At 62.5% G+C, this 24724-nt stretch carries 25 protein-coding genes; 5 read left to right on the top strand and 20 right to left on the bottom strand.

From position 1 onward, the window contains the following. Positions 1-104 precede the first annotated feature (104 nt). Genes rodA through LCM24_RS00400 form a run of 5 tightly spaced genes read right to left on the bottom strand, consistent with a single transcriptional unit; the run spans position 105 to position 5869 of the window. Entirely contained in the window at positions 105-1223 is a 1119-nt protein-coding gene (gene rodA, locus LCM24_RS00420) for a rod shape-determining protein RodA (protein ID WP_090482992.1), read from the bottom strand. Continuing rightward, complete coding sequence (gene mrdA, locus LCM24_RS00415) at positions 1220-3370, bottom strand: penicillin-binding protein 2 (RefSeq protein ID WP_224802289.1); 2151 nt, start codon at positions 3368-3370, stop codon at positions 1220-1222. Before mrdA ends, rodA begins: the two co-directional genes overlap by 4 nt. Beyond that, positions 3370-3921 (bottom strand): rod shape-determining protein MreD, encoded by a 552-nt coding sequence (locus LCM24_RS00410; RefSeq protein ID WP_224802288.1) that lies wholly within the window; start codon positions 3919-3921, stop codon positions 3370-3372. The genes mrdA and LCM24_RS00410 overlap by 1 nt, the downstream gene beginning before the upstream one ends. Next, a complete protein-coding gene (gene mreC, locus LCM24_RS00405) occupies positions 3921-4811 on the bottom strand; it encodes a rod shape-determining protein MreC (RefSeq protein ID WP_224802287.1) in 891 nt (296 codons plus the stop codon). Before mreC ends, LCM24_RS00410 begins: the two co-directional genes overlap by 1 nt. A gap of 14 nt (positions 4812-4825) precedes the next feature. Continuing rightward, entirely contained in the window at positions 4826-5869 is a 1044-nt protein-coding gene (locus tag LCM24_RS00400) for a rod shape-determining protein (RefSeq protein ID WP_090483000.1), read from the bottom strand. Between the two features lie 195 nt (positions 5870-6064). On the opposite strand from LCM24_RS00400, the gene mutL reads away from it, so the two are divergent. Beyond that, the gene (mutL, locus tag LCM24_RS00395; RefSeq protein WP_224802286.1) at positions 6065-7867 is read left to right on the top strand and encodes a DNA mismatch repair endonuclease MutL; all 1803 of its coding nucleotides are present in this window, start codon (positions 6065-6067) and stop codon (positions 7865-7867) included. Beyond that, positions 7867-8364, top strand: coding sequence for a hypothetical protein (locus LCM24_RS00390; RefSeq protein WP_224802285.1), 498 nt, complete (start codon positions 7867-7869; stop codon positions 8362-8364). Before mutL ends, LCM24_RS00390 begins: the two co-directional genes overlap by 1 nt. Position 8365: 1 nt before the next feature. Here the strand turns inward: LCM24_RS00390 and LCM24_RS00385 are convergent, their stop codons facing one another. From LCM24_RS00385 to ychF, 5 genes are all read right to left on the bottom strand, one after another. Further along, a complete protein-coding gene (locus tag LCM24_RS00385) occupies positions 8366-8824 on the bottom strand; it encodes a MaoC family dehydratase (protein WP_224802284.1) in 459 nt (152 codons plus the stop codon). Positions 8825-8839: 15 nt separating this feature from the next. Beyond that, positions 8840-9580, bottom strand: coding sequence for a MauE/DoxX family redox-associated membrane protein (locus tag LCM24_RS00380; protein ID WP_224802283.1), 741 nt, complete (start codon positions 9578-9580; stop codon positions 8840-8842). Positions 9581-9616: 36 nt separating this feature from the next. Next, a complete protein-coding gene (locus LCM24_RS00375) occupies positions 9617-10426 on the bottom strand; it encodes a DUF1206 domain-containing protein (protein ID WP_224802282.1) in 810 nt (269 codons plus the stop codon). Positions 10427-10491: 65 nt separating this feature from the next. Continuing rightward, positions 10492-11772, bottom strand: coding sequence for an ectonucleotide pyrophosphatase/phosphodiesterase (locus LCM24_RS00370; RefSeq protein WP_224802281.1), 1281 nt, complete (start codon positions 11770-11772; stop codon positions 10492-10494). Positions 11773-11788: 16 nt separating this feature from the next. Further along, positions 11789-12889 (bottom strand): redox-regulated ATPase YchF, encoded by a 1101-nt coding sequence (gene ychF, locus LCM24_RS00365; RefSeq protein ID WP_224802280.1) that lies wholly within the window; start codon positions 12887-12889, stop codon positions 11789-11791. Positions 12890-12989: 100 nt separating this feature from the next. Here ychF and LCM24_RS00360 point away from each other — a divergent pair, with 100 nt between their 5' ends. Next, the gene (locus LCM24_RS00360; protein WP_224802279.1) at positions 12990-14513 is read left to right on the top strand and encodes a tetratricopeptide repeat protein; all 1524 of its coding nucleotides are present in this window, start codon (positions 12990-12992) and stop codon (positions 14511-14513) included. A 69-nt stretch (positions 14514-14582) separates the two neighbouring features. Here the strand turns inward: LCM24_RS00360 and LCM24_RS00355 are convergent, their stop codons facing one another. From LCM24_RS00355 to LCM24_RS00310, 10 genes are all read right to left on the bottom strand, one after another. Continuing rightward, positions 14583-15302: a cistern family PEP-CTERM protein gene (locus LCM24_RS00355; protein WP_224802278.1), complete on the bottom strand. Its 720-nt coding sequence runs from the start codon at positions 15300-15302 to the stop codon at positions 14583-14585. A gap of 128 nt (positions 15303-15430) precedes the next feature. Next, entirely contained in the window at positions 15431-16003 is a 573-nt protein-coding gene (pth, locus tag LCM24_RS00350) for an aminoacyl-tRNA hydrolase (protein ID WP_224802277.1), read from the bottom strand. 45 nt (positions 16004-16048) lie between these two features. Further along, the gene (locus LCM24_RS00345) at positions 16049-17044 is read right to left on the bottom strand and encodes an SDR family oxidoreductase (protein ID WP_224802276.1); all 996 of its coding nucleotides are present in this window, start codon (positions 17042-17044) and stop codon (positions 16049-16051) included. A gap of 114 nt (positions 17045-17158) precedes the next feature. After that, complete coding sequence (locus LCM24_RS00340) at positions 17159-17857, bottom strand: 50S ribosomal protein L25/general stress protein Ctc (protein ID WP_224802275.1); 699 nt, start codon at positions 17855-17857, stop codon at positions 17159-17161. 114 nt (positions 17858-17971) lie between these two features. Beyond that, positions 17972-18853 carry a TraB/GumN family protein gene (locus LCM24_RS00335; RefSeq protein ID WP_224802274.1) on the bottom strand — a complete coding sequence of 294 codons (882 nt, stop codon included), beginning with the start codon at positions 18851-18853 and terminating at the stop codon, positions 17972-17974. Next, on the bottom strand, positions 18853-19770 hold the full coding sequence (locus LCM24_RS00330; RefSeq protein ID WP_224802273.1) for a TraB/GumN family protein: 918 nt from the start codon (positions 19768-19770) through the stop codon (positions 18853-18855). The genes LCM24_RS00335 and LCM24_RS00330 overlap by 1 nt, the downstream gene beginning before the upstream one ends. A 33-nt stretch (positions 19771-19803) precedes the next feature. Further along, on the bottom strand, positions 19804-20460 hold the full coding sequence (locus tag LCM24_RS00325; RefSeq protein WP_224802272.1) for a hypothetical protein: 657 nt from the start codon (positions 20458-20460) through the stop codon (positions 19804-19806). Further along, a complete protein-coding gene (locus LCM24_RS00320; protein WP_224802271.1) occupies positions 20444-20641 on the bottom strand; it encodes a helix-turn-helix transcriptional regulator in 198 nt (65 codons plus the stop codon). Before LCM24_RS00320 ends, LCM24_RS00325 begins: the two co-directional genes overlap by 17 nt. An 11-nt stretch (positions 20642-20652) precedes the next feature. Next, complete coding sequence (locus LCM24_RS00315; RefSeq protein WP_224802270.1) at positions 20653-21078, bottom strand: hypothetical protein; 426 nt, start codon at positions 21076-21078, stop codon at positions 20653-20655. Between the two features lie 69 nt (positions 21079-21147). Beyond that, positions 21148-21468, bottom strand: coding sequence for a UrcA family protein (locus LCM24_RS00310; protein WP_224802269.1), 321 nt, complete (start codon positions 21466-21468; stop codon positions 21148-21150). A 192-nt stretch (positions 21469-21660) separates the two neighbouring features. Here LCM24_RS00310 and LCM24_RS00305 point away from each other — a divergent pair, with 192 nt between their 5' ends. Together LCM24_RS00305 and glyS are read left to right on the top strand one after the other, a co-directional pair. Next, the gene (locus tag LCM24_RS00305; RefSeq protein WP_224802268.1) at positions 21661-22560 is read left to right on the top strand and encodes a glycine--tRNA ligase subunit alpha; all 900 of its coding nucleotides are present in this window, start codon (positions 21661-21663) and stop codon (positions 22558-22560) included. After that, positions 22557-24722, top strand: a complete 2166-nt coding sequence (gene glyS, locus LCM24_RS00300; protein ID WP_224802267.1) for a glycine--tRNA ligase subunit beta — start codon at positions 22557-22559, stop codon at positions 24720-24722. Before LCM24_RS00305 ends, glyS begins: the two co-directional genes overlap by 4 nt. The last annotated feature ends 2 nt before the right edge of the window (positions 24723-24724 follow it).

The following is a 24724-nucleotide window of genomic DNA, read 5'->3' as shown; positions in this document are numbered from 1 at the left end:
CTCACGGTTTGACCGCGCTCCGGCCCGGTGGTGCGGGCGGCCCCCGACTCGGGGGAGGCGCTCATATAGCGGGTGTCGTTCGGAATAAAAGACCTAAATCGCAATCAGGCCATCAACCCGCGTTTCGGCGCGTTCAGGTTCCAGCGGTGAACCATCATGAGGATGCCGATACAGATCATGTTCGTCATCATGGAACTGCCACCATGACTGACGAAGGGAAGCGGGATCCCGACGACAGGGGCAAGCCCCATGACCATCATCAGGTTGATTGCGACGTAGAAGAAAATCGTCGCGGTCATGCCTGCCGCCAGCAGCTTGCCAAAGCGGTCTGCACTGTTTCGCGCGACTTTGAAGCCCCATCCTAGGATGATCGCAAAGGCGCCGATAACGAACAGGCCGCCGGCAAAGCCCCATTCTTCGGCCATCGTCGCGAAAACGAAGTCCGTATGCGGTTCCGGCAGGTAGTTGAGGTGGCTTTGCGAGCCCTCGTTGAAACCCTTGCCGAACAGGCCGCCGGATCCGATCGCGATCTTCGACTGGGTAATCTGGTAGCCCTCGCCAAGAGGGTCGCTTTCGGGATCGAGAAATGTCGTTACGCGATCCTGCTGGTAGGGCTTGAGCGCGAAGAAAAAGGCAAGGGGGATCGCAGCCAGCCCCGCCGCGCCAGCCATTATGAACCATCTGAGCGGCAAGCCGGCAAACAGCATCACGAGCCCCCCGCCAAATGCAATGGCGAGCGAGGTGCCGAGATCGGGCTGCAAGAGGACGAACGCCATCGGTAAGGCGATGATGGCACCTGCCGGAATGAGCGCGCGCCAGGTCGGGATCATCCCGACAGGCAGGCTTTCGTAGAACCGGGCAAGTGCCACGACGACCGCCGGCTTCATCAGTTCGGAGGGCTGGATGCGTATGGGTCCGACTTCCAGCCAGCGTTGGCTACCTCCGCCCAGCGTCCCCATGATCTCCACGGCCATGAGCAACAGCAGGACGACGACATATCCCGGATATGCGAAGAACTTCACCAGGTCCTTGGAAAACCGCGAGATGACGATCGCTGCTACGAAGAAAATCCCGAACCTGACGAGGTGGGATTCGGCATAGCGCGAAAAATCGCCAGCCGCCGCCGAGGTTAGCACGAGGGCGCCGAAGGCGATCAGGCCGAACAGCGGGAAAAGCATCTGCCAGGGCTGGCGCGCTACGGGGGCAGGGACGATCCCGCTCATTCCGGCACAGCACCGCTGGCAGGGGTGGCGGTTGCAGAAGGAGTTTGCGCAGGCGCAGGCGCAGGAGCGGCCTGCGGAGGCGGCGAGGCGTCACGCACCTCTTGCGCAGTGCGCGTGTCCACGCGGGGCTGGATTGCTTCTTCGGCGAGCTGTTCGGGCTGGCGCGCTGCAACCCGCGCTTCCGCTTCGACCTGGTCGAAAATGTCTTCGTCGCGTGTGGGGACGGGCGGCACGGCTTCCCCGTTGGCAGCTGCATAGGCGCGATATTTGCGATCGAGCCGCTCCTGCGCGGTGCCTCCCCATTGCTCCTCCAGCGCGCGGAGCGCCTCCATTCCCTTCGCGGGATCGAACAGGAAGGTCATGACATCGCGCGCGATCGGGTAGGCGGCGCCCGATCCCCCGCCATGTTCGATGACGACCGCACCCGCATATTTCGGTTTGTCGAAGGGTGCGAAGAACACGAACAGGCCGTGGTCGCGGTATTTCCACGGCCCGCTCCGGCCGTCGGATACGCTTAGCGACACGACCTGAGCCGTACCGGTCTTGCCCGCCATCAGGATGTCGTCGAACGGCAGGCGCGCGCGTCCCGCCGTACCCGGGCCGTTGACCGTATCGCTCATCGCCTGGCGGACGTAGTCGATTTCCGCCGGGGTGAAGGCGAAATGTTCGAATTTCGGCTGGTCATCGGTCAGGCGCAGGCGAGGCAGGACGCGGTCGCCCGTGGCCAAGCGAGCTGCCATCACCGCCAGCTGCAGCGGATTGGTGAGATAGTAGCCCTGTCCGATGGAGGAGTTCACCGTGTCGAACGGCTGCCATTCGCGCTCGAACTTGCGCTCTTTCCAGGCGGGCGACGGGACGGTGCCGTAGAACTGGCTCGTCACCGGGAGGTCGAATTCCTCGCCGAGACCCATCTTTTTCGCCCATTCCGCGACTTTCGCGAAACCGACCTGCTGGGCGAAGTGGTAGAAATAGCTGTCGCAGCTCTGGTAGATCGCCTTGGCCATGTCGACCCGGCCGTGATTGCTCCAGCAGTTAAAGAAACGGTTGCCGATACGCCGTCCGCCATTGCACATGATGGCTTCTTCCGGCTTCACGCCCGCGTCGAGAAACGCCATGCAATGCATTGGTTTCACAGTGGAACCCGGCGGGTAAAGGCCCTTGAGAACCTTGTTGCGCAAGGGAACCCGTTCGTCATCGCGAAGCATGGAATATTCGACCCGGCCGATCCCTGCCGAGAAGCTGTTAGGATCGAAACTGGGCATGGATGCCATGCACAGGAGATCGCCGGTCTCGCAGTCCATGACCACGCAGGACCCGCTTTCCAGTCCGATGCGACGGGCGGCGTAATCCTGCAAGGGACCGTCGATGGTCAGGCGGACCGGATCGCCCTGGATATCTTCGCGCGTTTCGAGGTCGCGCACGATCCTGCCGGAGGCTGTCACCTCGACACGGCGCGCCCCCGGTTCTCCGCGAAGATCCTGCTCGAACTGCTTTTCAAGCGCATCCTTGCCGATCTTGTAGCCGGGAGTGATCAGGATGGGATCGGGATTTTCCTCGTATTCCTCCGCAGAGGCAGGCCCCACGTATCCGATCAGATGCCCCACGCTGGGGCCAGTCGGGTAAAAGCGGGAGAAACCCCGCTGCGGAACCACGCCCGGCAAATCGGGAAGGCGAACGCTGATGGCCGCGAACTGATCGTAGTCGAGGCCGGTCGCGACCTCGATCGGTTGGAAGCCGCGCGCATCATCAATCCGCTTGGTGATATCGGCGATCGTGGTCGCTTCGAGATCGAGGATTTTGGCGAGTTCCTCGATGGTCTTTTCGGGATCGTTCATCCGGTCCGGGATCACATCGACCCGGAAATCCGCGCGGTTCGATGCCAGCGGGGCGCCGTTGCGATCGAGGATCCAGCCCCTGCGCGGCGGGATCAGCGAGAGGTTTACGCGGTTGCTTTCGGATTCCAGGACCCAGCGCTCGTTCTCCGCGATGGCGATATAGGCCATGCGCGCCGCCAGGATCGTGCCGAGGCCACCCATTCCGGCAGCGATCACGAAGGTGCGGCGGTCGAACGCGTTTTCGAGAGTGGTCTGGCTGACCAGATCCTTCGTGCGACGGCTGATACCGCTCCGGCGGGAGAAAAAGCCCATCAGACCCGCTTCCAGCGCATCAGCCGCAGCCTGTCGAGACGGGCCACGATGCGGGCGACAATGGGGAACATCAGGATGGACATCAGCAACTGCGGGATCAGGGCAACAAGAGCCGGCAAGGTCGGCGTCGCACCGCTCAGGAGCCAGCCGCCGAGGAGGTACATGACGACCAGTAAACCGGCTGTGAACCAGTCCTGCCAGAACGCCCTCCAGGGAAGGCGGAGCTCGACGAACTCGATCACGAGCATGGTCATCGACCACAGCAGGATTGCGAAGCCGAATGGCTGGCCGCTGAAGAGATCATCGAAGAGGCCGAGAGGAAAACCGGCCCACACCGGCAGGAGGCCCGGCCGGACAAGGCGCCAGGCCAACAGGGTCAGGAATCCGAGCGGTGGGACCATTGGAAGGGCGGCCGCAATCGCAAAGACAGGCAGCAGCGAACCCAGCAGGATCGAAAGCCACGGGATCACATTGGCGAGCAGGGGGGAATGCGAGCGATTTATGCGGCTGCCATAGGCATCGCTACGGGCGCGCGGCTCCATCCGCTCCATCAGTCGGTCAACTCCTCTTCGACCGGAGTCGTCGCACCGCTGGCTGCATCAGGTTCGAAGATCGGTTCGATGGCAACGAAATCCGTCGCCGCGGGATCGCTGACGATGCGGGCGACCCCGCCATCGTCGGTCAGTTCGGTCACGATGGCGACCGCGATGCCGGGAGGATAATAGCCGCCAGCGCCGGAGGTGACGAACAGATCGCCAACTTCGAGAGGATTGATACCAAGGTTGATGAGCTTGATCCGCAGAAGGCTGTCACCGCGACCTTCTGCGAAGGCGACGACCTCGTCCCCTGCGCGGCGCACAGGCAATACGCTTTCGCTGTCTGTCAGCAGGAGCACGCGGGAAGAATCGCTGCCGGTCTCGAGGATGCGTCCGACCACGCCGCGCGGCGAACGGACGGGCATGCCCACCTCCACGCCGTCATCCTCGCCTGCGCCGACATAGGCGAAGCGGCGAGTGCTCGAAGCGGTCGAGCCGATCAGGCGGGCGACTGCCACGGGCGTACGTTCCTGGTCCTGCAGGTCGAGCAAGCCTTTCAGGCGAACGTTTTCCTGGCGAACCGCTTCCGCTTCTTCCAGCCGGATGCGGGCCAGTTCCATCTCGCGCTTGAGCTCGGCATTCTTGGATCCGGCACGATAGTAACCGCTGATGGAATCCCACAGCGACTTGCTGCTCGTCCGCACGGTTGCCGCGGTTTCGCTAGCCGGGCTGACCGCGTCCTGCGCCGCCGAGCGCGGTCCGCCGAAAAAGCTGGGCTGGAAGAACGACAGGCCCAGCAATACGGCGCCGATGAGGGCACCGATCCCGGCGATAATGTAGCCGGTGAAAAGATTGTACTGCGCCCGCCGCGAATAGCTCGAGCGCCGTGTGCCGCTCGGCGCCATATCCTAAGCCTTTCTCAAGCCGTCATCAGGACGCCGCGATAGATCGGGTCCTCCATTGCGCGGCCGGTGCCGATGGCCACGCAGGAAAGCGGATCTTCGGCGATGGTTACCGGCAGGCCGGTTTCGTCGCGAAGGTATTCGTCGAGGCCCTGGATAAGCGCGCCGCCGCCGGTCAGAACGATGCCCTGGTCGACGATGTCGGCTGCCAGTTCGGGAGCGGTATTCTCGAGTGCGATACGCACGCCTTCGACGATAGCGCCGATCGGTTCGTTGAGCGCTTCTGCAATGTGGCCCTGGTTGATCGTGATTTCCTTCGGCACGCCGTTCACAAGATCGCGGCCCTTGATCGTGATCTGTTCGCCGATGCCGTCTTCGGGGGCGCGGGCGATGCCGTAATCCTTCTTGATACGCTCTGCCGTGGAATCGCCGATCAGCAGGTTGTGGTGTCGTCGGACGTAGGACACGATAGCTTCGTCCATCTTGTCGCCGCCGGTGCGGACCGAGGTGGTGTAAGCAAGGCCGCGCAGCGAGAGGACCGCGACTTCCGTCGTACCGCCGCCGATGTCGACGACCATGCTACCGACCGGTTCGGTGACCGGCATATCGGCACCGATAGCGGCCGCCATCGGTTCGAGGATGAGGTAGACCTGCGATGCGCCGGCATTCGATGCCGCATCGCGGATCGCGCGGCGTTCGACCGAGGTCGAGCCCGAGGGCACACAGATCGTGATTTCCGGATAGCGCATCAGGCTCTTGCGGCCGTTCACCTTGCGGATGAAGTGCTTGATCATCTCTTCGGCAACGTCGAGGTCGGCGATCACGCCGTCGCGCAGCGGGCGGATGGCTTCGATGGAATCGGGCGTCTTGCCCATCATCATCTTCGCGTCGTCGCCAACGGCCTTCACGCGCTTCATGCCGTTGATGGTTTCCAGCGCGACCACGCTCGGCTCGTTCAGGACAATGCCCTGATCCTGGACGTAGACCAGCGTATTGGCGGTGCCGAGGTCGATCGCCATGTTCTGCACGCCGAATTTGAAGATGTTGTTCCAGAAGCCCATTTTGACGCGATTTTCCGTTAGAATTTGAAGAGGCGAGGGGCGGTCGGGGCCGCTCGCACCTGTTCCGGGGGGAAATGGTGCGGGCTCCTTAGCGATATTACGCTCCGAATGCCAAAAATTTCCGAGCCTTTGGCGTGGATTACCCACACGTGCCGTCTCGGATTTCCGGCGATTCGTCGCTAGGTTGGGATTTCCATGCCAACAATCCGCCGCCTGCCCGACAATCTGGTCAATCGCATCGCCGCTGGCGAGGTGGTCGAACGGCCATCTTCCGCACTCAAGGAACTGGTCGAAAATGCTATCGACGCAGGGGCGACGCGGATCGCGGTCAAGCTGGTCGAGGGCGGTTTGACCAGCCTCGAAGTAACGGACGACGGTTGCGGCATGACGCCCGACGAAATGGCGCTCGCGCTGGAGCGGCACGCGACGTCCAAATTGCCCGACGAGGCGATCGAGCAGGTCGCCACTCTCGGCTTTCGCGGAGAGGCCTTGCCGAGCATAGCCAGCGTGGCACGCTTCAGCCTGGAAAGCCGCCCGTCGGGCGCAGAACAGGGCTGGAAGCGCGTGGTGGACCACGGGGCAGTCGTTTCGGAAGGGCCCGCTGCGCTTCCGCCAGGCACGCGCGTCAGGGTCGAGAACCTGTTTGCGAAAATCCCGGCACGGCGAAAATTCCTGCGCACCACGCGCAGTGAATATGCGGCCTGCCTCGACGTCGTGCGCCGCCTCGCCATGGCGCGCCCCGACGTGGCGATTACGCTCGATCACGGGGACCGCCGTATCCTCGGGCTGCAAGGAGGCGAGGGGCTGGCCAACCGCGTTGCGCAGGTCATCGCGCGCGAATTGAAGGACAATGGCGTCGCCATCGACCTCGACCGGGGGACCATGCGCCTCACCGGCATCGCGGGCCTGCCGACCTACAACCGCGGCATCGCGGACCATCAGTACCTCTTCGTAAACGGCAGGCCGGTGAAGGACCGCTTGCTGACAGGCGCGGTACGCGGTGCCTATGCCGATATGCTCGCGCGCGACCGTCATGCGGTGCTCGCGCTGTTCCTCGATCTTCCGGCGGAGGATGTGGATGTGAACGTCCACCCGGCCAAGACCGAAGTACGCTTTCGCGATGCGCAGGCGGTGCGCGGATTTATCGTCTCCGGCCTGCGCCAGGCTCTGGCGACCGGCGACAAGCGCAGCGCGCAATCGCCCGATGCGGGTGCAATGTCGCGCTGGCAGCAGGAGCCGGTACGCGACGAGCCGTCGCCCGCGCTACGCTCGATCTTCGAAGGACGCGACTGGTCGGCACCGCAATCGCGCGTTTCCGAAGCGAACGCTGCATGGCGGGGCGCCGAGGCGGATATCATGGCGGCACCGCGAGGCAGGGCGGAGGAAGCGGCTCCGGTCAGCGCTCAGGAGCAGGACTTTCCCCTCGGTATTGCGCGCGGACAGGTGGCCAAAACGTACATCGTGGCGGAGGCGAAGGACGGGCTCGTGCTCGTCGACCAGCACGCTGCGCATGAAAGGCTGGTGCTTGAAAGGCTCAAGGCCGCCGGGGCTGAAGAGGCCGTCGCGCGCAGCCAGGCGCTGCTCATCCCCGAAGTGGTCGAACTGGACGAGGTGTCCTGTGACCGCCTTGAAAGCGCGGCCGATGCGCTGGCATCCCATGGCCTCACCATCGAACGGTTCGGGCCGTCCGCCATGCTGGTTCGCAGCCTGCCGCACGCCATCGCCCGGACCGATCCGGAAAAGCTTTTGCGCGATATCGACGACGATCTGGCGCTGAACGGTGAAGCGCTGCTGCTTGGCGAGAAACTCGACCTCGTGCTGGCGACGATGGCGTGCCACGGGTCGGTCAGGGCAGGGCGAACGCTGCGGGTGGACGAAATGAACTCGCTCCTGCGCGAAATGGAACGCACGCCGCGTTCGGGACAATGCAACCATGGACGCCCCACGTGGGTTAAGCTTTCCATGGAAGACGTCGAGAAACTGTTCGGGAGGCATTGATGCGCTGGATTATCGCGATTGCGCCACTGGCGCTTGCAGCCTGCGGCCCGACGCCGGAAGAAAAGGCGGCGGCTGATGCCCGCGCCGTTGCGGAGGTGGAGGCGAACCAGGAGCCGCCGCCCGAAGAGCTTGCCCCTGGTGTGCTCACCTTCGCGGACGTCGAAAACGCCGACATGTTCGGTGCTGGGTGCAATGTCCTGCCGAACTCGGGCAGCGCGGGCGGGATTGCCATTGCCGTGGCCCAGTCCGACGCCGGTTACTTCAAACGGGAAAACGAAATCATCCGCATGGCCGCGGATGCCGGTAGCAGGGAACTGCCTTATCTCGCCCGCGAGAAATACAGCGGGTTGGCCTATTCCATGCGGATCGAGATCGACGAGGACGCCGGGAAGCAGTCGGGTGACGAGACGATCGACTACCCATCCGTACTCACCATCAGGGATGCGCAGGACCGCGTGGTCTACCGCGAGAGCGGCACAACGCAGTGCGGGGCGTGATCTAGTCTGATCCGCCGGGCTCGCGGGTCGCGATCAGGGCGTTGGACACCATCTCCAGAACCATATCGCCATCCTGGTTGAAGGTGCGAATTCGGCTTTGGAAGATCCCCATCTCGGGACGTGACGCACTGCGGCGTTTCTCGATAATCTCGGTCTCGCAGCGCAATGTGTCGCCCGGATAGACCGGCTTCTTCCAGCGCAGCTGGTCGACGCCGGGAGAGCCGAGACCGGCCGATTTCTCGGTCTTCATGTTCTCGACCATCATGGCCATCGTCATGCTGCAGGTGTGCCAGCCGCTGGCCGAAAGCCGCCCGAAATGCGTTGCCGCGGCCGCATCGTCATCGAGATGGAACGGCTGCGGATCGTACTTGCGGGCGAAGTCGGTGACTTCTTCGCGGGTGACTTCGTAATGGCCGAATTCGCGCCGGTCGCCGACCTGGATGTCTTCGTAGAATTTCATGCCGCAATCTCTGGATCACAGGGCGGCGCGAAGCAACATCCAAATGCCCATGCCCACCATGGCGAGGTTTTCGGTGAGCGAAACGAAGCCGAGAGGTACGTTACCGCTGCCGCCGACGCAGGCGCATTTGATCTCGCGCTTCTGGATGTAGACCGCATAAAACACGCTCACCGCACCGACCGTGCCGATGAAAAGGGCAATCGGGACCGACAGCGCCGGGAGAAGTCGCCCGGCCATGAGGATCGCGGTCAGCGCTTCCAGGAATGGGTAGGCATATGCGTAGGGCACCCAACGCCGTCCGAGCAGGTCGTACCCGACGAACATGCTCGAAAACTGCTCGACATCCTGCAGCTTGAGCATGGCCAGCATCGCCATCGAGAATGCGACGAACCATTCGGCACCGCGCACGGTGACGGGCGATCCGTAGACGAACATGCTGAGCGCGAAAGCGAGACCCGCAGCGACTGCAAAGACTGCAATCACGGGCTGGTAGCTCGTCTCGGCCTTGTCCTTGACCTTGCGATTGAAGAAACGGCGCAGGTCCTCATGACCGCCTATCCGTTTTCCATCGATGAAGGTCTGCGGGGTCGTCTGGACCCCGTGCTCAGCCTTGAATGCGTCGGTCTCTTCGCGGGTGGTGAGGTGGTGGTCCCCCACCTCATACCCTTCGCTTTCGAGCAGGTATTTCGACTTGATGCCGTAGGGACAGACATGCTTGTCCATCACCATCCGATATAATTTCGCCGTCTTGGTCATAGCTGGCAAATATACCCCCTAGGGGTATGTTTCAAGTCAGGCCCTGAACTTCGGCACTCCTGCGCTGGAATCGAGTTCCGGGATGATGCGATAGCGGGCAAGGATCAGGCTGAAGAGCCCGAACAGCATCAGGCCGATCGCGGTGAGGGTGAAGACGAAACCTTCGCCGGCAAGGCTGGCCACCGCGTCGCCGAGCGTCTTGATCTGCTCTGCACCGCCCGACATGAAGCCGGCCTGGATCAGCGACCAGCCGATCACAAGATAGACGACCGCACGGGCAAGGAAGCCTGCTCCGCCGAGCCAGCGCGTGGCATCGGGGGCCTGTGCGCTGATACGGTTCATGAAGCTACCGGTAAGACCTTTCTTCGCCTGGTGCACCGCTGCGATGAAGAGTGCGATGCCAAGTGCACCGAGCACGAAACCGCCGAGTTCGAAGGACAGCACGCCCGAGGCGGCTTCCTGCGCTCCGCCACTGTCGGATCCGCCGCCCGAGCCTTCGCTACTTGCGAACTTGTAAGCCGAGTACGCCAGCGCAAGGTGGGCTACGCCGCTACCGGCATGTCCGATGCGCTTGCCCCAGCCCTTGGCGTCGGAGCCATTGTTCTCGATATCGAAGAGCAGCGAGCAGAAGCGGAAGAGGGCGTAGGCGATCAGTCCGATGACCATGATCCAGAGGATAACGGTCCCGGCGGGATATTCTTCGATCGCGCGGAAAATGCCGTTCGTGCCTTCCGCGATCTTGCTGGAGCTCGTGAGAGCGATCAGTCCCAGGACAAAATACAGGATTGCGCGGCTGAAATAGCCGACGCGCACCAACCAGTTGAATTTCTCGGACTTGTCTACCACGCGCAAAGCTCCCTGTGTTTTGCATGCCTAACGGCAGGAGGGGGCGATGCGTTCCGTAGCTGCGCTTAATTAGCTTGTGGTAGAATCGGCACGAACGGTTCCAGCGTACCATCCGCGCGATCGGCCTGCGGTAGTCCGACCAGATGGCGCAGTAGCGGCGCGATACTGGTGTTCTGGAAGCTGGCGAGTTCGCGGCCCGCGGGGAAGGAGGGCCCGTTGGCGATAAACAGCGCGGCCATTTCCGGCGCGTACATGTCGAAGCCGTGGTTCCCGCCTGTCCATGCATTGTTCGGGCGCGAGCGAGTGATTGTCCATCCCGTGTCCGGCAGGCAGAAGATCGGCGGAATGCGGCCGTGCGTTCCGTACTGGTACTTTGCCGGGATGGCGCTCTTCTCCCAGCATTCCATGTTGGCGTGATCGGTATCTACCAGCGCCTTTACCAGTGCTTCTTTATTGCCTGTGGTCGGTTCGAAAGTCGCGTATGCGCCTGCTTCGACGAGGCGGTAGAGGCTTTCGTCGAGTACCTCGTCGAGCGCGATGACGCGTTCGGAACTGGTCGCCGCCATGCCGTGATCCGAAACGATGACGAGATCGGCCGGCTGTCCGAGCTTGCGCAATTCGGCCGTCAGGCGGGCGATGTGACTGTCCACGTCGCGCAGCGCCGCGTTCACTTCTTCGCTGTCGGGGCCGCCATCATGTCCGGCGGTGTCGACCGTATCGAAATATAGTGTCACGAATTCGGGGCGGATATCGGCAGGGCGCCTCGCCCAGTCGAGCACTGCGTTCACGCGCTGGGTGTTCGATATCTGCATCGAGAATTGCTGCCAGTCGCTCGGCAAAACGCCGTCGGAGACCGGGCCCCATCCTTGCGCCGTGCCGCCCCATGGAACGGCAGAGCCCGGCCAGAACATGGCCGCGCTGCGAATGCCGGCTTCTTCCGCCTCGACCCAGACCGGCTTGGCCTCGTTCCACCAATAGGGATCGACCGTCGCCATGGTGAAGGGCTCTTCAGGGCGACCCTGATCTTCCATTCGGTTGGCCGTGATCCCGTGATGATCGGGAACGAGGCCGGTCACCAGCGTCCAGTGGTTCGGGAAAGTCTTGGTCGGGAAGGACGGACGCATCGAAGCGGTGACACCGCCCGCTGCAAGCGCGGACAGGGTGGGGGTCAGTCCGCGGTCCAGATAGTCGGGATGAAACCCGTCGATCGACACGAGTATCGTCATGCGCTCGCGCTGCTCCGCGACAGCCACCGGAGCGGAGGCGATGGTTTCGACCTGCTGTGCGCAGCCTGCCGCGAGCGGGAGGATGGCAAGGGCGAGGGAGGTCGGCAGCGAGCGCTTCATTCCGGGTACTCCGGTATCAGACGTTGAACTTGAACAGCATGACATCGCCGTCCTGAACCAGGTATTCCTTGCCCTCCTGACGCAGCTTGCCTGCCTCGCGGGCACCGCTTTCGCCATTGAGCGCGACGTAATCGTCATAGGCAATGGTTTCGGCGCGAATGAAGCCCTTCTCGAAATCGGTATGGATCTCGCCCGCAGCCTGCGGAGCCTTGGCACCTTCGGGGAAGGTCCAGGCGCGTGCTTCCTTGGGGCCAGCGGTGAAGAAGGTGTTGAGACCCAGCAGTCGGTATCCGGCACGGATAACGCGGCTGAGCCCGCTTTCCTCAAGACCCAGTTCGGCGAGGTATTCGGCGCGATCTTCGGGGTCCATCGCCACCAGTTCGCTTTCGATGGCGGCGGAAACCACCACGGCTTGCGCGCCCTCCGCTTCGGCCTTGGCGAATACCAGCGCGGACAGATCGTTGCCCTTGGCGGCGTCCTCTTCACCGACATTGCAGACGTAAAGGACGGGCTTGGCGGTCAGGAGCTGCGCCTGTTCGAAGACGCGGGCTTCTTCCTCGTCCTTGGGTTCGGTCAGGCGTGCAGGCTTGCCGTCGCGCAGCAGGGCCAGGGCCTGGCCGAGCACGTTAGCGATCAGCTTGGCTTCCTTGTCGCCTGCGGTGGCGCGCTTTTCCGCATTGGGGACGCGCTTTTCGAGGCTTTCGAGATCGGCCAGCATGAGTTCGGTTTCGACCACTTCGGCATCGGCGATCGGATCGACCTTGTTGGCGACGTGCTGGATGTCGTCGTCTTCGAAGCAGCGCAGGACGTGTACGACCGCATCGACTTCGCGGATGTTGCCGAGGAACTGGTTGCCGAGGCCTTCGCCCTTGCTGGCGCCTTTCACGAGGCCGGCGATATCCACGAACGCAAGCTGCGTCGGGATGATCTTGGCCGAACCCGCGATGGCGGCGATCTTGTCGAGCCGCTCGTCCGGGACTGCGACCTGGCCGACATTCGGTTCGATCGTGCAGAACGGATAGTTCGCAGCCTGAGCGGCCTGCGTTTCGGTCAGTGCATTGAAAAGGGTAGACTTGCCTACATTGGGCAGGCCGACGATCCCGCAACGGAAACCCATCGAAAACTCCGGAAATAGTGATATGCCGCTGCCCTTAGCCGTGAGGTCACTCGATTGCCAGCTTCACGATCGGTTTAACCTTGTTTGGTAAGCGCGAAGAATGACCAGATCGAAGTCCGTACTGTCTCTTCTTGCCATTGCCGCCTCGCTGGCAGCCTGCTCGCCCGATCCGGAAAGCAGCTTTGCCCGCGGGCAGGAGGCATTTGCCCAGCATGACTACCGCACAGCGCGTGTGGCGCTGATCGCCGGCCTGCGGGAACGCCCGGAGAATGGCGATATGCTCGCCATGCTGGCGCAGACCCAGATTGCCCTTGGCGATGGGGAGGGCGCCGTAGTGTCGCTGGATCGGCTGTCCGCGCTCGGGGATGATCGGCCGGAACACGCTATCCTGCGCGGCGAAGCGGAAATCCTGCGCGGTCGCTACGAAGAGGCCACGAACGCAGTCGAAGGCCTCGATCTGGCCGGAGCGGACCGGATCAGGGCGCTGTCACTGCTAGCCGCCGGAGACATCGACGCCGCTGCCGAAGCATTCGCCACCGGTGAAAGCCGCAGTACGCCGGATGCGCGACTGCTTGCCTCATACTCACGATTCGAACTGGCACGCGGCGACAAGGAAAGGGCGGCCAACCTTGCCGCAAAGGCCTTGAGGGCTGAGGATACATCGATCGATGCGTACCTGGCGAGCGCGCTTGTGTCGCGATCCCGAAGCAAGCTGCCCGCAGCACTGCGCTCGTATGAGAAGGCCCTCGGCCTGCACCCGGCAAACTTCGAGGCGCGGCTCGGCAAGGCACAGGTCCTTGTCGAGATGGAGGATTTCCAGTCTGCGAAGCCGCTCGTCGGGGAATTGGCGAAGGAAGCCCCCGAGAACCGATCGATCGAATTGTTGCGCGCCAAGCTGGCCGCTCGTGACGGGGATTGGGCACAAGTGCGCGACATTCTGCAGCGGTACGAGCCGGAAATGGATGAAAGTCCCGGGTTGAGACTGGCTTACGGTGAGGCGCAACTGGAGCTCGGATATCCGGTGCAGGCTCTCGCCTTGCTGCAGCCGATGCTGAATGCGAACCAGTCCCAGCGTGAGCTGCGCATGCTGGTCGCGCGCGCGCACCTGGCGTCGGGTAATGCGAGAGAGGCGCTCGATACGATCGAGTTCGTGGCCATCCGGCCCGATGCGCGCGCCGAAGAACTCTCACTCGCGTCGGAAGCGGCCAAGGCCCTCGGTAGCCCGAAGGCCGCCGAATATCGTAGCCGCGCAGGAGAGATTACGCCTCAATGGGTAGGCGGTGAACTTGCAAAGGCAGACCAGGCCTTGCGCAACCGGCAGTGGGAAAGTGCGGAGGCGAGTTACGAAGCGATCCTCGATCGCGGCAGAGCGCGCAATGCCATGGTGCTGAACAATCTCGCCTATGCGAAGTCTCGACTGGGCAAGAAGGAGGAAGCGCTCAAACTGGCGCTGGAAGCCGTCAAAGCATCGCCAGAGAATGCGTCAATCCTCGATACGGCCGGAACCTTGCTGGTCGAGACAGGCTCGCGCGAGCGCGGGGTCTCGATGCTGGAGAAGGCCGCGGCGTTGGAGCCGGACAATGCACGCATTGCAAGGCGGCTTGCGGCAGCGCGCAAACCCTGATCGGGAGGGCCCAAAAGCAAACGGCACACCAACCGGAGTTGGCGTGCCGCTTACCCTCAATGAACTGGTTTAGCTGTAAGTGACAGTCGCAAGCGCCGGCTTCGCTTCGCGGCGGCGGCGCGTGCCGGCGAAAATCATCAGTGCAGCAAGGCCGAAGAGCAGCATCATGTTCGGTTCGGGAACTTCATTGCCCGAGCTGGTGCTGGTCGTGACCTGCCGGCCGCTGGCAGAAGTGATGTCGCCAGCGCCGGATACCGACTGATAGCGGACGAAGAAGTCGTCGAGAGTGAGGCTGCTGAGCGCGCTGTCGAACGAAAGCGCGAGCGTGCCGGTGCCGGTCTCGCCACCGAAGACGCCGCCCCTGTTACCTGCGCAGGAGCCGGTCTTCGCGGCCTGGAAGCAGACATCGACAGTGCCGATCTGGTTCGGATAATTGCTGTCGGTGTTGGTGAAGTTGTAGGTGCCGGTGCTGGTTGCGCCGCTGATCTGCGGATCGGTATTGAAGGCGAAGCTGGACACGCGGGCATCGACGCCCGAGCCGGTGTCGCTCGTGTTGGTCATCGAATAGTCGAAATTGTAGACGTTGCCGACGATCGAAGTAAGCGTGAGGATGAGCTGCGAGCTCAGGCCGGGCACGGTAACATCACCGTTCACGAAACCGTCGAAATCGATGGTGAAGCTTTCGCCGACTTCGTTTGCGTCGAGCAGGATCGGTTCTGCCGCTGCGGGAGTCGAGGCGAGGAGGCCGAGACCTGCAACTGCCGAAAACACAAGATTACGCGTATTCATCAAACCGTCCCCACCGAAAGGTAAACCTGCCTTTAGCCAAGTTCGTCGGCCCTGTCATCAAAATTGCATTTCGTGAAACGGTATAAAAACGCTGTTTCATTTGGAGACACGTTTCGTCCCGGGAGCTGTCAGCCCCCCTGCTGACGAAGCGCGATTTCGCTCATGAATCGGGCGTCATCGCCCTTCGCGAGCCAGTCGGCCTCAGCGGAAATAGCGCCCAGCATGTCGGTCAGATCGTCCATTTCCGCTTTCGCATAATTGCCCAGCACGTGACCGGTCACCCGATCCTTGCTGCCGGGATGGCCGATACCGATTCGCACGCGGCGGAAATCGGGGCCGAGATGCTGGTTGATGGAGCGCAGGCCGTTGTGCCCGGCGAGGCCTCCACCACGGCGGACCTTGATCTTGAAGGGCGCCAGGTCGAGCTCGTCGTGGAAGACGGTCAGGTCTTCAACGCCAAGCTTGTAGAACCTCAGCGCCTCACCGACCGAGCGCCCGCTTTCATTCATATAGGTCGCAGGTTTCAGCAGCAGGACCTTTTCGGTCCCGATGCGGCCTTCCTGCACCCAGCCGGAGAACTTCTTCTGCACCGGTCCGAAACCGTGCATTTCCGCGATCACATCGCATACCATGAACCCGATATTGTGCCGGTGAAGGGCGTATTTGGGTCCGGGATTTCCTAGGCCAGTCCAGATCTGCATGGGCGAGGGCCATAAAGCCTGCGCGCGTCAGGGCAAGTCGCAGCGTCAGTCGTGCACGGCCTTCACCAGGGGGCCGAGGAAGGGCGAGCCGCCGAGCCAGTCGACCTGTGTCTTCGCGCTGATCTCGTTGATAGCGGTCTGCGGGATGCTTCCTCCGCTGACGGGCTGGCGGACGGGCCGCGTTCCTGGCGGCATACCAAGGATTTTTGCCATCACGCGGGGGATATCCATCGGATCGGCGGACCTTCCGGAACCGTCTTCCTCGCCCATGCGGGCAACTACCTGCGGATACCCGTCCGTATGCCGCGCGTCCGCCCGGGCAGCGAGGTCCCCGGAATAGCGATTGCGATTGACCCAGACCTTTGTGGGATAGCCGCCCGGTTCGATCACGGTCACCTCGATATTGTGCGGCACCAGTTCGTAAGCGAGCTGTTCGCCCATCGCTTCGACGGCAAACTTGGTCGCGGAATAATGCCCGCCGAATGGGATGATAACCCGGCCAAGCTGGCTGGAGATGCTGAAGATATGGCCGCTCTTGCGCGAGCGCATCCCGGGCAGAACCGCGCGGACCAGCCGGTGATAGCCGAAAACATTTGTATCGAAGGCGAGCTTCGTCGCCTCCATGTCCTGCACTTCGACCGGGCCGGTAATCCCGATGCCCGCGTTGTTGACCAGCACGTCCATGGGGCCACCATTGATGCGCTCCGCTTTGGCAACCGCAGCAAGGACCATGGCGTCATCGAGCACGTCGAGTTCGATGACATGGAGGTCGAGGCCCTTTTCCGAGGCGATCTGGCGCAGTTCGTCACCTTCGGCTCGCGGCAGGTTGCGCATGGTCGCGAAGACCTTTGCGCCGAGCTCTGCGAAATGGATGGCGCTGAGGCGGCCGAACCCGCTCGAGCAGCCGGTTATAAGGATGGCCTGGCCGGACAGGTCGGGCGTCTCGCTCACGGTTTCACCTTGGGCGCGCGCTGCAGCGGCGGCGAGGGCACCGGTGGCGGCGGCACCTGCAAGAAGAGTGCGACGGTTGATCGATGGCATGGGCTTGGCTCCTTGTTCGCCGGCCAGCCTATCGCATCATCTGCATAAACGAAAACGCCGGACTTCGATGTGAAGCCCGGCGTTTCGATTTTTCCGGATCGGAAAGAGAAGCGATTACTCGCTCTTGTCTTCCTGTTCCTCGGCAGCGTCGGCGTCCGGACCCTGCTCGGTAGCGGCGGTTTCGCCAGCTTCCATGTCTTCGCCGGTCTGGTCTTCGTCTTCGCCTTCGGTTTCCGACTTCTTCAGAGCCGACGGAGCAACGAGGGTGGCGATGGTGAAGTCGCGGTCGGTGATCGCGCTTTCCGAACCTTCAGGCAGCGTGACTTCGCTGATGTGGATCGAATCGCCGACTTCCTTGCCGGTGACGTCGATTTCGATTTCGCCCGGGATCTTGTCGTTTTCGCAGACCAGTTCCAGTTCGTGACGGACAACGTTGAGAACGCCGCCCTTCTTGAGGCCCGGCGAAGCTTCTTCGTTCGCGAAGACCACGGGGACCGAAACTTCGATCTTGCCGCCCTTGGCGAGACGGAAGAAATCGACGTGCTCGGGACGGTCGGTGACCGGGTGAAGCGACACGTCCTTGGGGAGCGTCTTGACCTTCTTGCCGCCGAGTTCGATTTCGACGATCGAGTTCATGAAGTGGCCGGTGTCGAGCTGCTTTACCAGCGCCTTGGCCTCAACGTGAATCAGGGTGGGTTCTTCCTTGCCGCCATAGATCACGGCGGGGACGCGGCCTTCACGACGCAGTGCACGGGAGGCTCCCTTGCCAGCCCGTTCGCGCGCCTCGGCCGGAAGTGTCAGAGCATCGCTCATGTCGCTTACCTTTCGAATGCATTTGAGTACTTCGGTCCGCCACGCCTCCAGGGATGACCATGACGCCGAAGGGCGCGCGTATAGCGGCATCGCCCGCAAAAGCAAGCGCGAAGCCTACTGGATGCGCCGTATCGCGAACCCGCGCTGTTCAAGTAGCGACTGGACGCTTCCTTCGCCCAGTAAATGTCCGGCGCCCACCGCTATCAGCGGCCTGTCCGATGCGCTGAGCAGGTTTTCGATTTGCGCCGCCCAGGCAGAGTTTCGGCGGACCAGCAAGGCCTCCTTGAGCTCCGGATCTGCCAATAGCCCTTGCAGTGTAGTGCGCTCCAGCGCCGCAAGGTCGCCACGGGACCAGATCGACGCAAGATCGACGCGGTCGCCGGGCTGTTTTGCGACCTCTTCGATGATCGCCGCCAGGAGATCGCGTTGTTCCTGCTCGGGAAGCTGGTCGAATATCGAGAGCTGCAGCCGTGCGCCTTCCAGCTCGACGATCTCGCGATTTGCGAATTCGGCCAGCAGGATCTTGTCCGCTCCGAATTCGCTCGAATGCGCGCGCCCGAATTCCGCCAGTGCAAGCGCGGCGCCCCATGTCTCCATCGCATCGAATGTGCCGGATTCAATCTCCTGCTCACTTTCGATGGCACGCAACCGGTCACGCGAGGGCGGGTCGAGGCGCGAATAGAGCGGCGCGGAAGGCGGAGCGTCATAGGCGAGTGCGCGGAACAGTTCTTCCAGGCCGCGGCGATCGTCGAGGCCCGAGACTTCTACCACCAGCATATCGGCCGTTTCGACCACCTGTTCCAGTTCGGCCGATTGCCACTCCAGGTCGCGGGGCAGGGCGTGCACTGTACCGAAGAGCCAGCCTTCGGTATGGCCTTCTGCCCCGGTGATTTCCCAAAGGGCAGGATAGTCCCGGTTCTGGCCGTCCTGCTCCGCTTCGCCCCGGCACGACGCCAGCGCGATCGAGGCAAGCAGCAGGAGGGCCCAGCGCGCCATCAACGCAGTCGATTGACGGGAATACCGCGCATTTCGAGATAGGACTGCACGCTCTTCTCGCCCGCAAGGTGCCCAGCGCCGACCGCCACGAAGACGGTGCCGGGCTGGTCCATACGGTCATCGATCCACTCCGCCCAATTGGCGTTGCGATCGTAGAGTAGCGCGCTCGCCAGCGTTTCATCGGCAAGGCCTGCATTCATGATCTCGGCGAGTTCGTCCACGTCGCCTTCCATCCACTGCGCAACCATCTCATCCACCATTTCGATCATGGCGTTGGGATTGCGCGCGGAGGTCATCAGGAACTCGATCTGCGCATCTTGCGGGAGATTGTCGAAAATGGCGATCTGGCCGGCTAGCGTCTCGAACGCCTCTCGTTTGCGTTCAGTCCCGGCATTGGTGTCGATGATTTTCTCTACGCCGCTTTCCGGATCATAGCCCTGCTTCAGCAGGGGCAGGACGGCCATGGTCATCCCGGCAAACCAGGGTTCGAAGCGGTCGAAGGCGCCTGGAGGCATACCAAGAGTGCCCAGTGCGTTCTCGTAGGCCGTGCGGTCTTCTTCGTTCAGCAGGTCACGCAGAGATTGGTCGGCCGGAAGCATGGCGTTCCTGGCAATCGCCATCTGGCTGGCAGGGTCGCTCATTTCCTCCGGCAGGATTTCCATGACGACCGTGTCCGACGCTGCAAGCGCGCTCGAAATCTCTTCGTCGTACCATTCCACACCTTCGGGCAAGGCGTGCACGGTGCCAAACAGGTAGATCGTCGTGTCGGCGTCCGACACGCTCCAGATAGCCGGACCTTTGGAAGTTTCCTCCACCGGCACAGCCGCCGTTTCCGCCGGCGCGCTGTAGGCGCATGCCGAAAAGCTAAGAAGGCCAAGTACCGAGGCCGCAGTGGTGAATGTCTTGCGAAGTGTCATTTCGGTTTCGTCCAATTCTATTCGGGCAAATACTCAATCGCTCCGGCGGATCTGCCAGACCACGCCCCATACGGTCATGACAAGCAGAAAAACGATCATGGGCTCTTGTTCCGGCACCAGGTCCGCACGCTCGAGCAACCACCAGGCAGGTGCCACCACACTGTAGACGTACATTCCCATCAATGCGCCGCGCCCCGATGCTTCCTGTTCGAATTCGTCGGCATTGCGGTGCCAGTAATACGTGGCAATCGGCGTCAGGACTGCAAATGCGATCACTATGATGAGGGCCGTGGTTGCGGGGATGGGGTCATTGCTGAAAACACCGCCGGACCCTCCGTCAAGCATGGGGATGGTGAGGGCAATGCCGATCGCTACCCCCAGGCCAAGGGCTGCGATCATCGACCAACGCGTCCGCTCGACCTTGGGCGAGACAGGCTCGTCCTTGTCCCGTCGGGGCCACAGGCGATAGAAGCCGTACCCACTAAGGGCGAGGATCGCGACGCAGCCAAGGACAAGGCCGACGGTTTTCGCGGTAAGGCGACCATTGTCGAATGCAGCGGCCGAAACCCCGACCAGGAAGCCGAGTGCATAAACAAACACCAGGCCCAATGCGATCATGGCTGCAAAGCGGATGATCTTGCTCATGAGCCCGGGAGGCGATTGTTCGATCATGTCATTCGTGCCCGTCATCGAAAATCTCCTCGATAGGCATGTTGAAAAGGCGGGCGATACGGAAGGCCAGCGGCAGGGAAGGGTCGTGTTTCCCCGTCTCGATGGCGTTGACGGCCTGGCGCGACACGTCGAGCCGGGCCGCCAGTTCGGCCTGGCTCCAGTCGTTCATCGCGCGCAGGACCTTGAGGCGATTATTCAAGCGTCATCTCCTCAATACGTGCCGCGCAAGCGGGCCCAAAGGTTGGCGATATAGAAGGAAGCGATCGCGACCGGCGCGAGGAGTTCTGCATAGGGCAGGTCGGGTCCGGTCGGCTGTTCGGTTAGGGATTCCGTGATGCCGTCAATGAAGCCTTCGAGCGCGGGAGCGAAGAACATCACCGCAACCGTGGCGACGAAGGCCACGCTGGTGCCGGAGCGCCAGATGGCTGCAATATACTCGTCCGCATTGCGGGTCCGGTACATCACGATGACGCCCACGAAGAGGATCGGCAGTGCGATGAGGCGCGCCGCAGACGGAACCGTAATGCCGGGCAAGACCCCCGCCGCATAAACTGCGAACGCAGCAGCCGACAGAACAGTGGAAATATTGTGCCGGCGAACCGACTTCTCTCTTTGGGTCAATGGCTTGTCGGTCATAGTGCGTCTTTCATGCGAGAAGTGTCGGGTGCCGGGACGCCGTGTCGCGCGCCGTCCCGGCAAAATGGCTCAGCCCTGGATGTCGAGATCGAGGGAGGCGAAGCGTTCGGCGCGGGCATTGGCGATCGCCAGCGCGACCTTGGGCGCAGCGTCGGCCTTCGCAGCGAGGCGGCAGTTGCGCTCGAGCTTGCGGGCCTTGGCGTCGAAGGCATCGACGCGGCACATGCGGCGCACGCTGAGGTCGATACGGCGATCGAGTTTGTCCTGGTCCAAGCGCTTGGTCAGGTCGAGGTCGGCGACGGGGATGCTGGCTGCGGGGGTCTCGACCTTCGCAGCAGCGGGGGCGGCGATGGCGAAGGACAGGGCGGCCAATACAAAGGTCAGTTTCATGTCAGATCTCCAGCTAGGATGTAGGGTCCAGTGGTAGGTAAACCTTCCGTTATGTCAGGTTGTCCTGACTATATGTAACGATTCGCTGACTGTGTCAACACTACCTGACATCTTGTCTGGATAAGCTGTCATTTTCCGCCGAAATCACGGCGCCCATTGACCGCATTTCGCCCTTGCGCCATTGCGCCGCGCATGGACCGCAATCCCCAAAAATCCTTCCAGGATATGATCCTTGCACTGCACGATTTCTGGAGCGCGCATGGCTGCCTGATTCTCCAGCCCTATGACATGCGCATGGGTGCGGGCACCTTCCACACTGCCACCACGCTTCGCGCGCTTGGGCCCGAACCGTGGAATGCGGCGTTCGTGCAGCCTTGCCGCCGCCCTACGGATGGTCGCTACGGCGAGAACCCGAACCGGCTGCAGCATTATTACCAGTACCAGGTGATCCTGAAGCCGAGCCCGCCGGACATCCAGGACCTTTACCTCGAAAGCCTGCGTGTGATCGGCATCGATCCCTTGAAGCACGATATCCGCTTCGTAGAAGACGACTGGGAAAGCCCGACGCTGGGCGCGTGGGGCCTTGGATGGGAAGTCTGGTGCGACGGGATGGAAGTCACCCAGTTTACCTATTTCCAGCAAATGGGCGGTTTCGACTGCAAGCCGGTCGCGGGCGAGCTGACCTACGGCCTCGAACGCTTGGCGATGTATATCCAGGGCGTCGACAACGTCTACGATCTCGATTTCAACGGGCAGGGCGTCACTTATGGCGACGTCTTCCTCGAGAACGAAAAGCAGATGTCGAAGTGGAACTTCGAGGTCGCCGAGACCGACGCACTGTTCGACCTGTTCAACAAGGCCGAGGCCGAGTGCAGGAATGCGCTTGGCGCCAACGTCCCCATCGCCGCGTACGAGCAGGCGGTGGAAGCCAGCCACATCTTCAACCTGCTGCAGGCTCGCGGCGTGATCAGCGTGCAGGAACGCGCCAGCTACATGGGCCGCGTCCGCGACCTCGCGCGCGGCAGCTGTGAAGCGTATATGGAAAAGGAAGCGCCCGTGTGGGCCGAGAAATATCCGGAGTGGTCGAAATGAGCGGCTCCGACTTCCTCCTCGAACTGCGCAGCGAAGAAATCCCTGCCCGTATGCAGGCCGGTGCGCGCGCCGAACTCGAAAAGCTGTTCCGCCGCGAGATGGAAGCAGCGGGCGTCACGGTCGGCGATATCACCGTCTGGTCGACCCCGCGCCGCCTCGCACTGATTGCGCGCGGTCTTCCCGAGGCGACCGAGGCGGTCAGCGAAGAACTGAAGGGGCCGCCTGTCGGTGCTCCCGACCAGGCGCTCGACGGTTTCTGCCGCAAGGCGGGTGTCGAGAAGGGCGATCTCGAAACCCGCGATGTGAAGGGAAGGGCGACCTATTTCGCGGTCAAGAACGTCCCCGGCCGCGCGACCAGGGACCTGCTCGCCGAAGCGATCCCCGCGATCATCCGCGACTTCAGCTGGCCCAAGTCGATGCGCTGGGGTGCTGCCTCGATCAGCACCGAGAGCCTACGCTGGGTGCGCCCGCTGTCGGGCATCGTCGCGCTGCTAGGCGACGACGTGATCGAGTGCGAGGTGCACGGCGTCACTTCCGGCGCGGTCACGCTGGGGCATCGCTTCCACCATTCGGGCGACATCACCATCGGCAATGCCGACGACTATGCGATGAAGCTGCGTGCCGGCCATGTCATCGTCGATCATGAAGAGCGTCAGGACCTGATCCGTTCGGGTGCGGCCAAGGTTGCCTCGGAGGCCGGTCTCAAGCTGGTCGAGGACGAGGGGCTGGTGATCGAGAACGCAGGGCTAACCGAGTGGCCGGTCCCGCTGCTCGGCCGGTTCGAGGAAGACTTCCTCGAGGTGCCGCCCGAGACGATCCAGCTCACCGCGCGCGTGAACCAGAAGTATTTCGTCTGCGAGGACAACGACGGCAACCTTGCCAACGCCTTCATCTGTACCGCCAATATCGAGGCGGAAGACGGCGGCGCGCGCGTAGTCGACGGCAACCGCAAGGTCCTCGCCGCACGCCTGTCCGACGCACGCTTCTTCTGGGACGTCGATCGCAAGAAGACCCTCGCCGAACACGCCAAGGGGCTGGAGCGCATCACCTTCCACGAAAAGCTGGGCACCGTCGCCGACAAGGTCGAGCGCGTAGCCAAGCTGGCTGACTGGCTCGTCTTCGACGCCAAGGCGCCCAATGGCGATCACAAGCTGGCGCGACAGGCTGCCGAATTGAGCAAGGCCGATCTCGTGACCGAAATGGTCGGAGAATTTCCCGAGCTTCAGGGGCTGATGGGCGGCTATTACGCCAAGGCCGAGGGGCTCCCCGTAGAAGTCGCAGAAGCGATCCGCGATCACTACAAGCCCGTGGGCGCAAATGACGAAGTGCCCACAGCACCGACCACGGTGGCCGTGAGCCTGGCAGACAAGCTCGACAATCTGCTCAGCTTCTTCAAGATCGACATCCTGCCGACCGGATCGAAGGATCCCTTCGCGCTGCGGCGCGCGGCGCTGGGGTATCTCCGTCTCGTGCAAGCAAACGATCTTAAGCTCTCGCTTGACGAGGTTGCTCATGCTTGGGCGAGCAAGCCGATGCCCAACCTCGCCGAAAAGCTTGCCGATTTCCTGCTCGACCGTCTCGCCGTGCAATTGCGCGACGAAGGTGTGCGCCACGATTATGTGCAAGCCTCGCGCAGCTGGCAGGGTCGCCCCGACCAGCGTATCGACCGTGTCGAAGGTCGCGCGAGGGCGCTCGCCGCGTTCCTCGGAACCGAAGACGGCGCGAACCTGCTCGCAGGCTACAAGCGCGCCGCCAACATCCTCAAGAAGGAAGACTGGCACGGCGCGGAAGGCGAAATCGCGCGCACCGGCGAGGAAGACCCGCTGGCGCTGGTCGACGATCCGGACATGAAGGCGGTGATCGACGCCAAGATGAACGAGCGTCACGCATCGGAGCTTTCCTACACACCCGAACCGGCCGAAAAGGCGCTGATGGATGCCTTGGCGACTTCGGAACCGGCGGCGGCGAAGGCCATTGAGGCGGAAGACTTCTCCGGCGCGATGGCTGCTCTTGCCTCCCTGCGCGCACCCATCGACCGCTTCTTCGATGAAGTGACGGTAAATGCGGATGAAGAAAACAAGCGGGCACATCGCCTGGACCTGCTTGCAGCCTTCCGTGCTGCAGTGCACAAAGTCGCCGACTTCTCTCGGATCGAGGGCTAATC

The sequence above is a fragment of the Qipengyuania aquimaris genome (genome assembly GCF_020171965.1).
GTDB classification, from domain to species: Bacteria; Pseudomonadota; Alphaproteobacteria; order Sphingomonadales; family Sphingomonadaceae; genus Qipengyuania; species Qipengyuania aquimaris_A.
Note: the sequence above shows the minus strand (reverse complement) of the source record. Positions and strands in the feature narration are given on the sequence as shown.

Bases quoted from the DNA above. Each gene is read 5' to 3' on its own strand.
- rodA (WP_090482992.1), bottom strand. From the start codon at position 1,223: ATGAGCGGGATCGTCCCTGCCCCCGTAGCGCGCCAGCCCTGGCAGATG.
- mrdA (WP_224802289.1), bottom strand. From the start codon at position 3,370: ATGGGCTTTTTCTCCCGCCGGAGCGGTATCAGCCGTCGCACGAAGGAT.
- LCM24_RS00410 (WP_224802288.1), bottom strand. From the start codon at position 3,921: ATGGAGCGGATGGAGCCGCGCGCCCGTAGCGATGCCTATGGCAGCCGC.
- mreC (WP_224802287.1), bottom strand. From the start codon at position 4,811: ATGGCGCCGAGCGGCACACGGCGCTCGAGCTATTCGCGGCGGGCGCAG.
- LCM24_RS00400 (WP_090483000.1), bottom strand. From the start codon at position 5,869: ATGGGCTTCTGGAACAACATCTTCAAATTCGGCGTGCAGAACATGGCG.
- mutL (WP_224802286.1), top strand. From the start codon at position 6,065: ATGCCAACAATCCGCCGCCTGCCCGACAATCTGGTCAATCGCATCGCC.
- LCM24_RS00390 (WP_224802285.1), top strand. From the start codon at position 7,867: ATGCGCTGGATTATCGCGATTGCGCCACTGGCGCTTGCAGCCTGCGGC.
- LCM24_RS00385 (WP_224802284.1), bottom strand. From the start codon at position 8,824: ATGAAATTCTACGAAGACATCCAGGTCGGCGACCGGCGCGAATTCGGC.
- LCM24_RS00380 (WP_224802283.1), bottom strand. From the start codon at position 9,580: ATGACCAAGACGGCGAAATTATATCGGATGGTGATGGACAAGCATGTC.
- LCM24_RS00370 (WP_224802281.1), bottom strand. From the start codon at position 11,772: ATGAAGCGCTCGCTGCCGACCTCCCTCGCCCTTGCCATCCTCCCGCTC.
- ychF (WP_224802280.1), bottom strand. From the start codon at position 12,889: ATGGGTTTCCGTTGCGGGATCGTCGGCCTGCCCAATGTAGGCAAGTCT.
- LCM24_RS00360 (WP_224802279.1), top strand. From the start codon at position 12,990: ATGACCAGATCGAAGTCCGTACTGTCTCTTCTTGCCATTGCCGCCTCG.
- LCM24_RS00355 (WP_224802278.1), bottom strand. From the start codon at position 15,302: ATGAATACGCGTAATCTTGTGTTTTCGGCAGTTGCAGGTCTCGGCCTC.
- pth (WP_224802277.1), bottom strand. From the start codon at position 16,003: ATGCAGATCTGGACTGGCCTAGGAAATCCCGGACCCAAATACGCCCTT.
- LCM24_RS00345 (WP_224802276.1), bottom strand. From the start codon at position 17,044: ATGCCATCGATCAACCGTCGCACTCTTCTTGCAGGTGCCGCCGCCACC.
- LCM24_RS00340 (WP_224802275.1), bottom strand. From the start codon at position 17,857: ATGAGCGATGCTCTGACACTTCCGGCCGAGGCGCGCGAACGGGCTGGC.
- LCM24_RS00335 (WP_224802274.1), bottom strand. From the start codon at position 18,853: ATGGCGCGCTGGGCCCTCCTGCTGCTTGCCTCGATCGCGCTGGCGTCG.
- LCM24_RS00330 (WP_224802273.1), bottom strand. From the start codon at position 19,770: ATGACACTTCGCAAGACATTCACCACTGCGGCCTCGGTACTTGGCCTT.
- LCM24_RS00325 (WP_224802272.1), bottom strand. From the start codon at position 20,460: ATGACGGGCACGAATGACATGATCGAACAATCGCCTCCCGGGCTCATG.
- LCM24_RS00315 (WP_224802270.1), bottom strand. From the start codon at position 21,078: ATGACCGACAAGCCATTGACCCAAAGAGAGAAGTCGGTTCGCCGGCAC.
- LCM24_RS00310 (WP_224802269.1), bottom strand. From the start codon at position 21,468: ATGAAACTGACCTTTGTATTGGCCGCCCTGTCCTTCGCCATCGCCGCC.
- LCM24_RS00305 (WP_224802268.1), top strand. From the start codon at position 21,661: ATGGACCGCAATCCCCAAAAATCCTTCCAGGATATGATCCTTGCACTG.
- glyS (WP_224802267.1), top strand. From the start codon at position 22,557: ATGAGCGGCTCCGACTTCCTCCTCGAACTGCGCAGCGAAGAAATCCCT.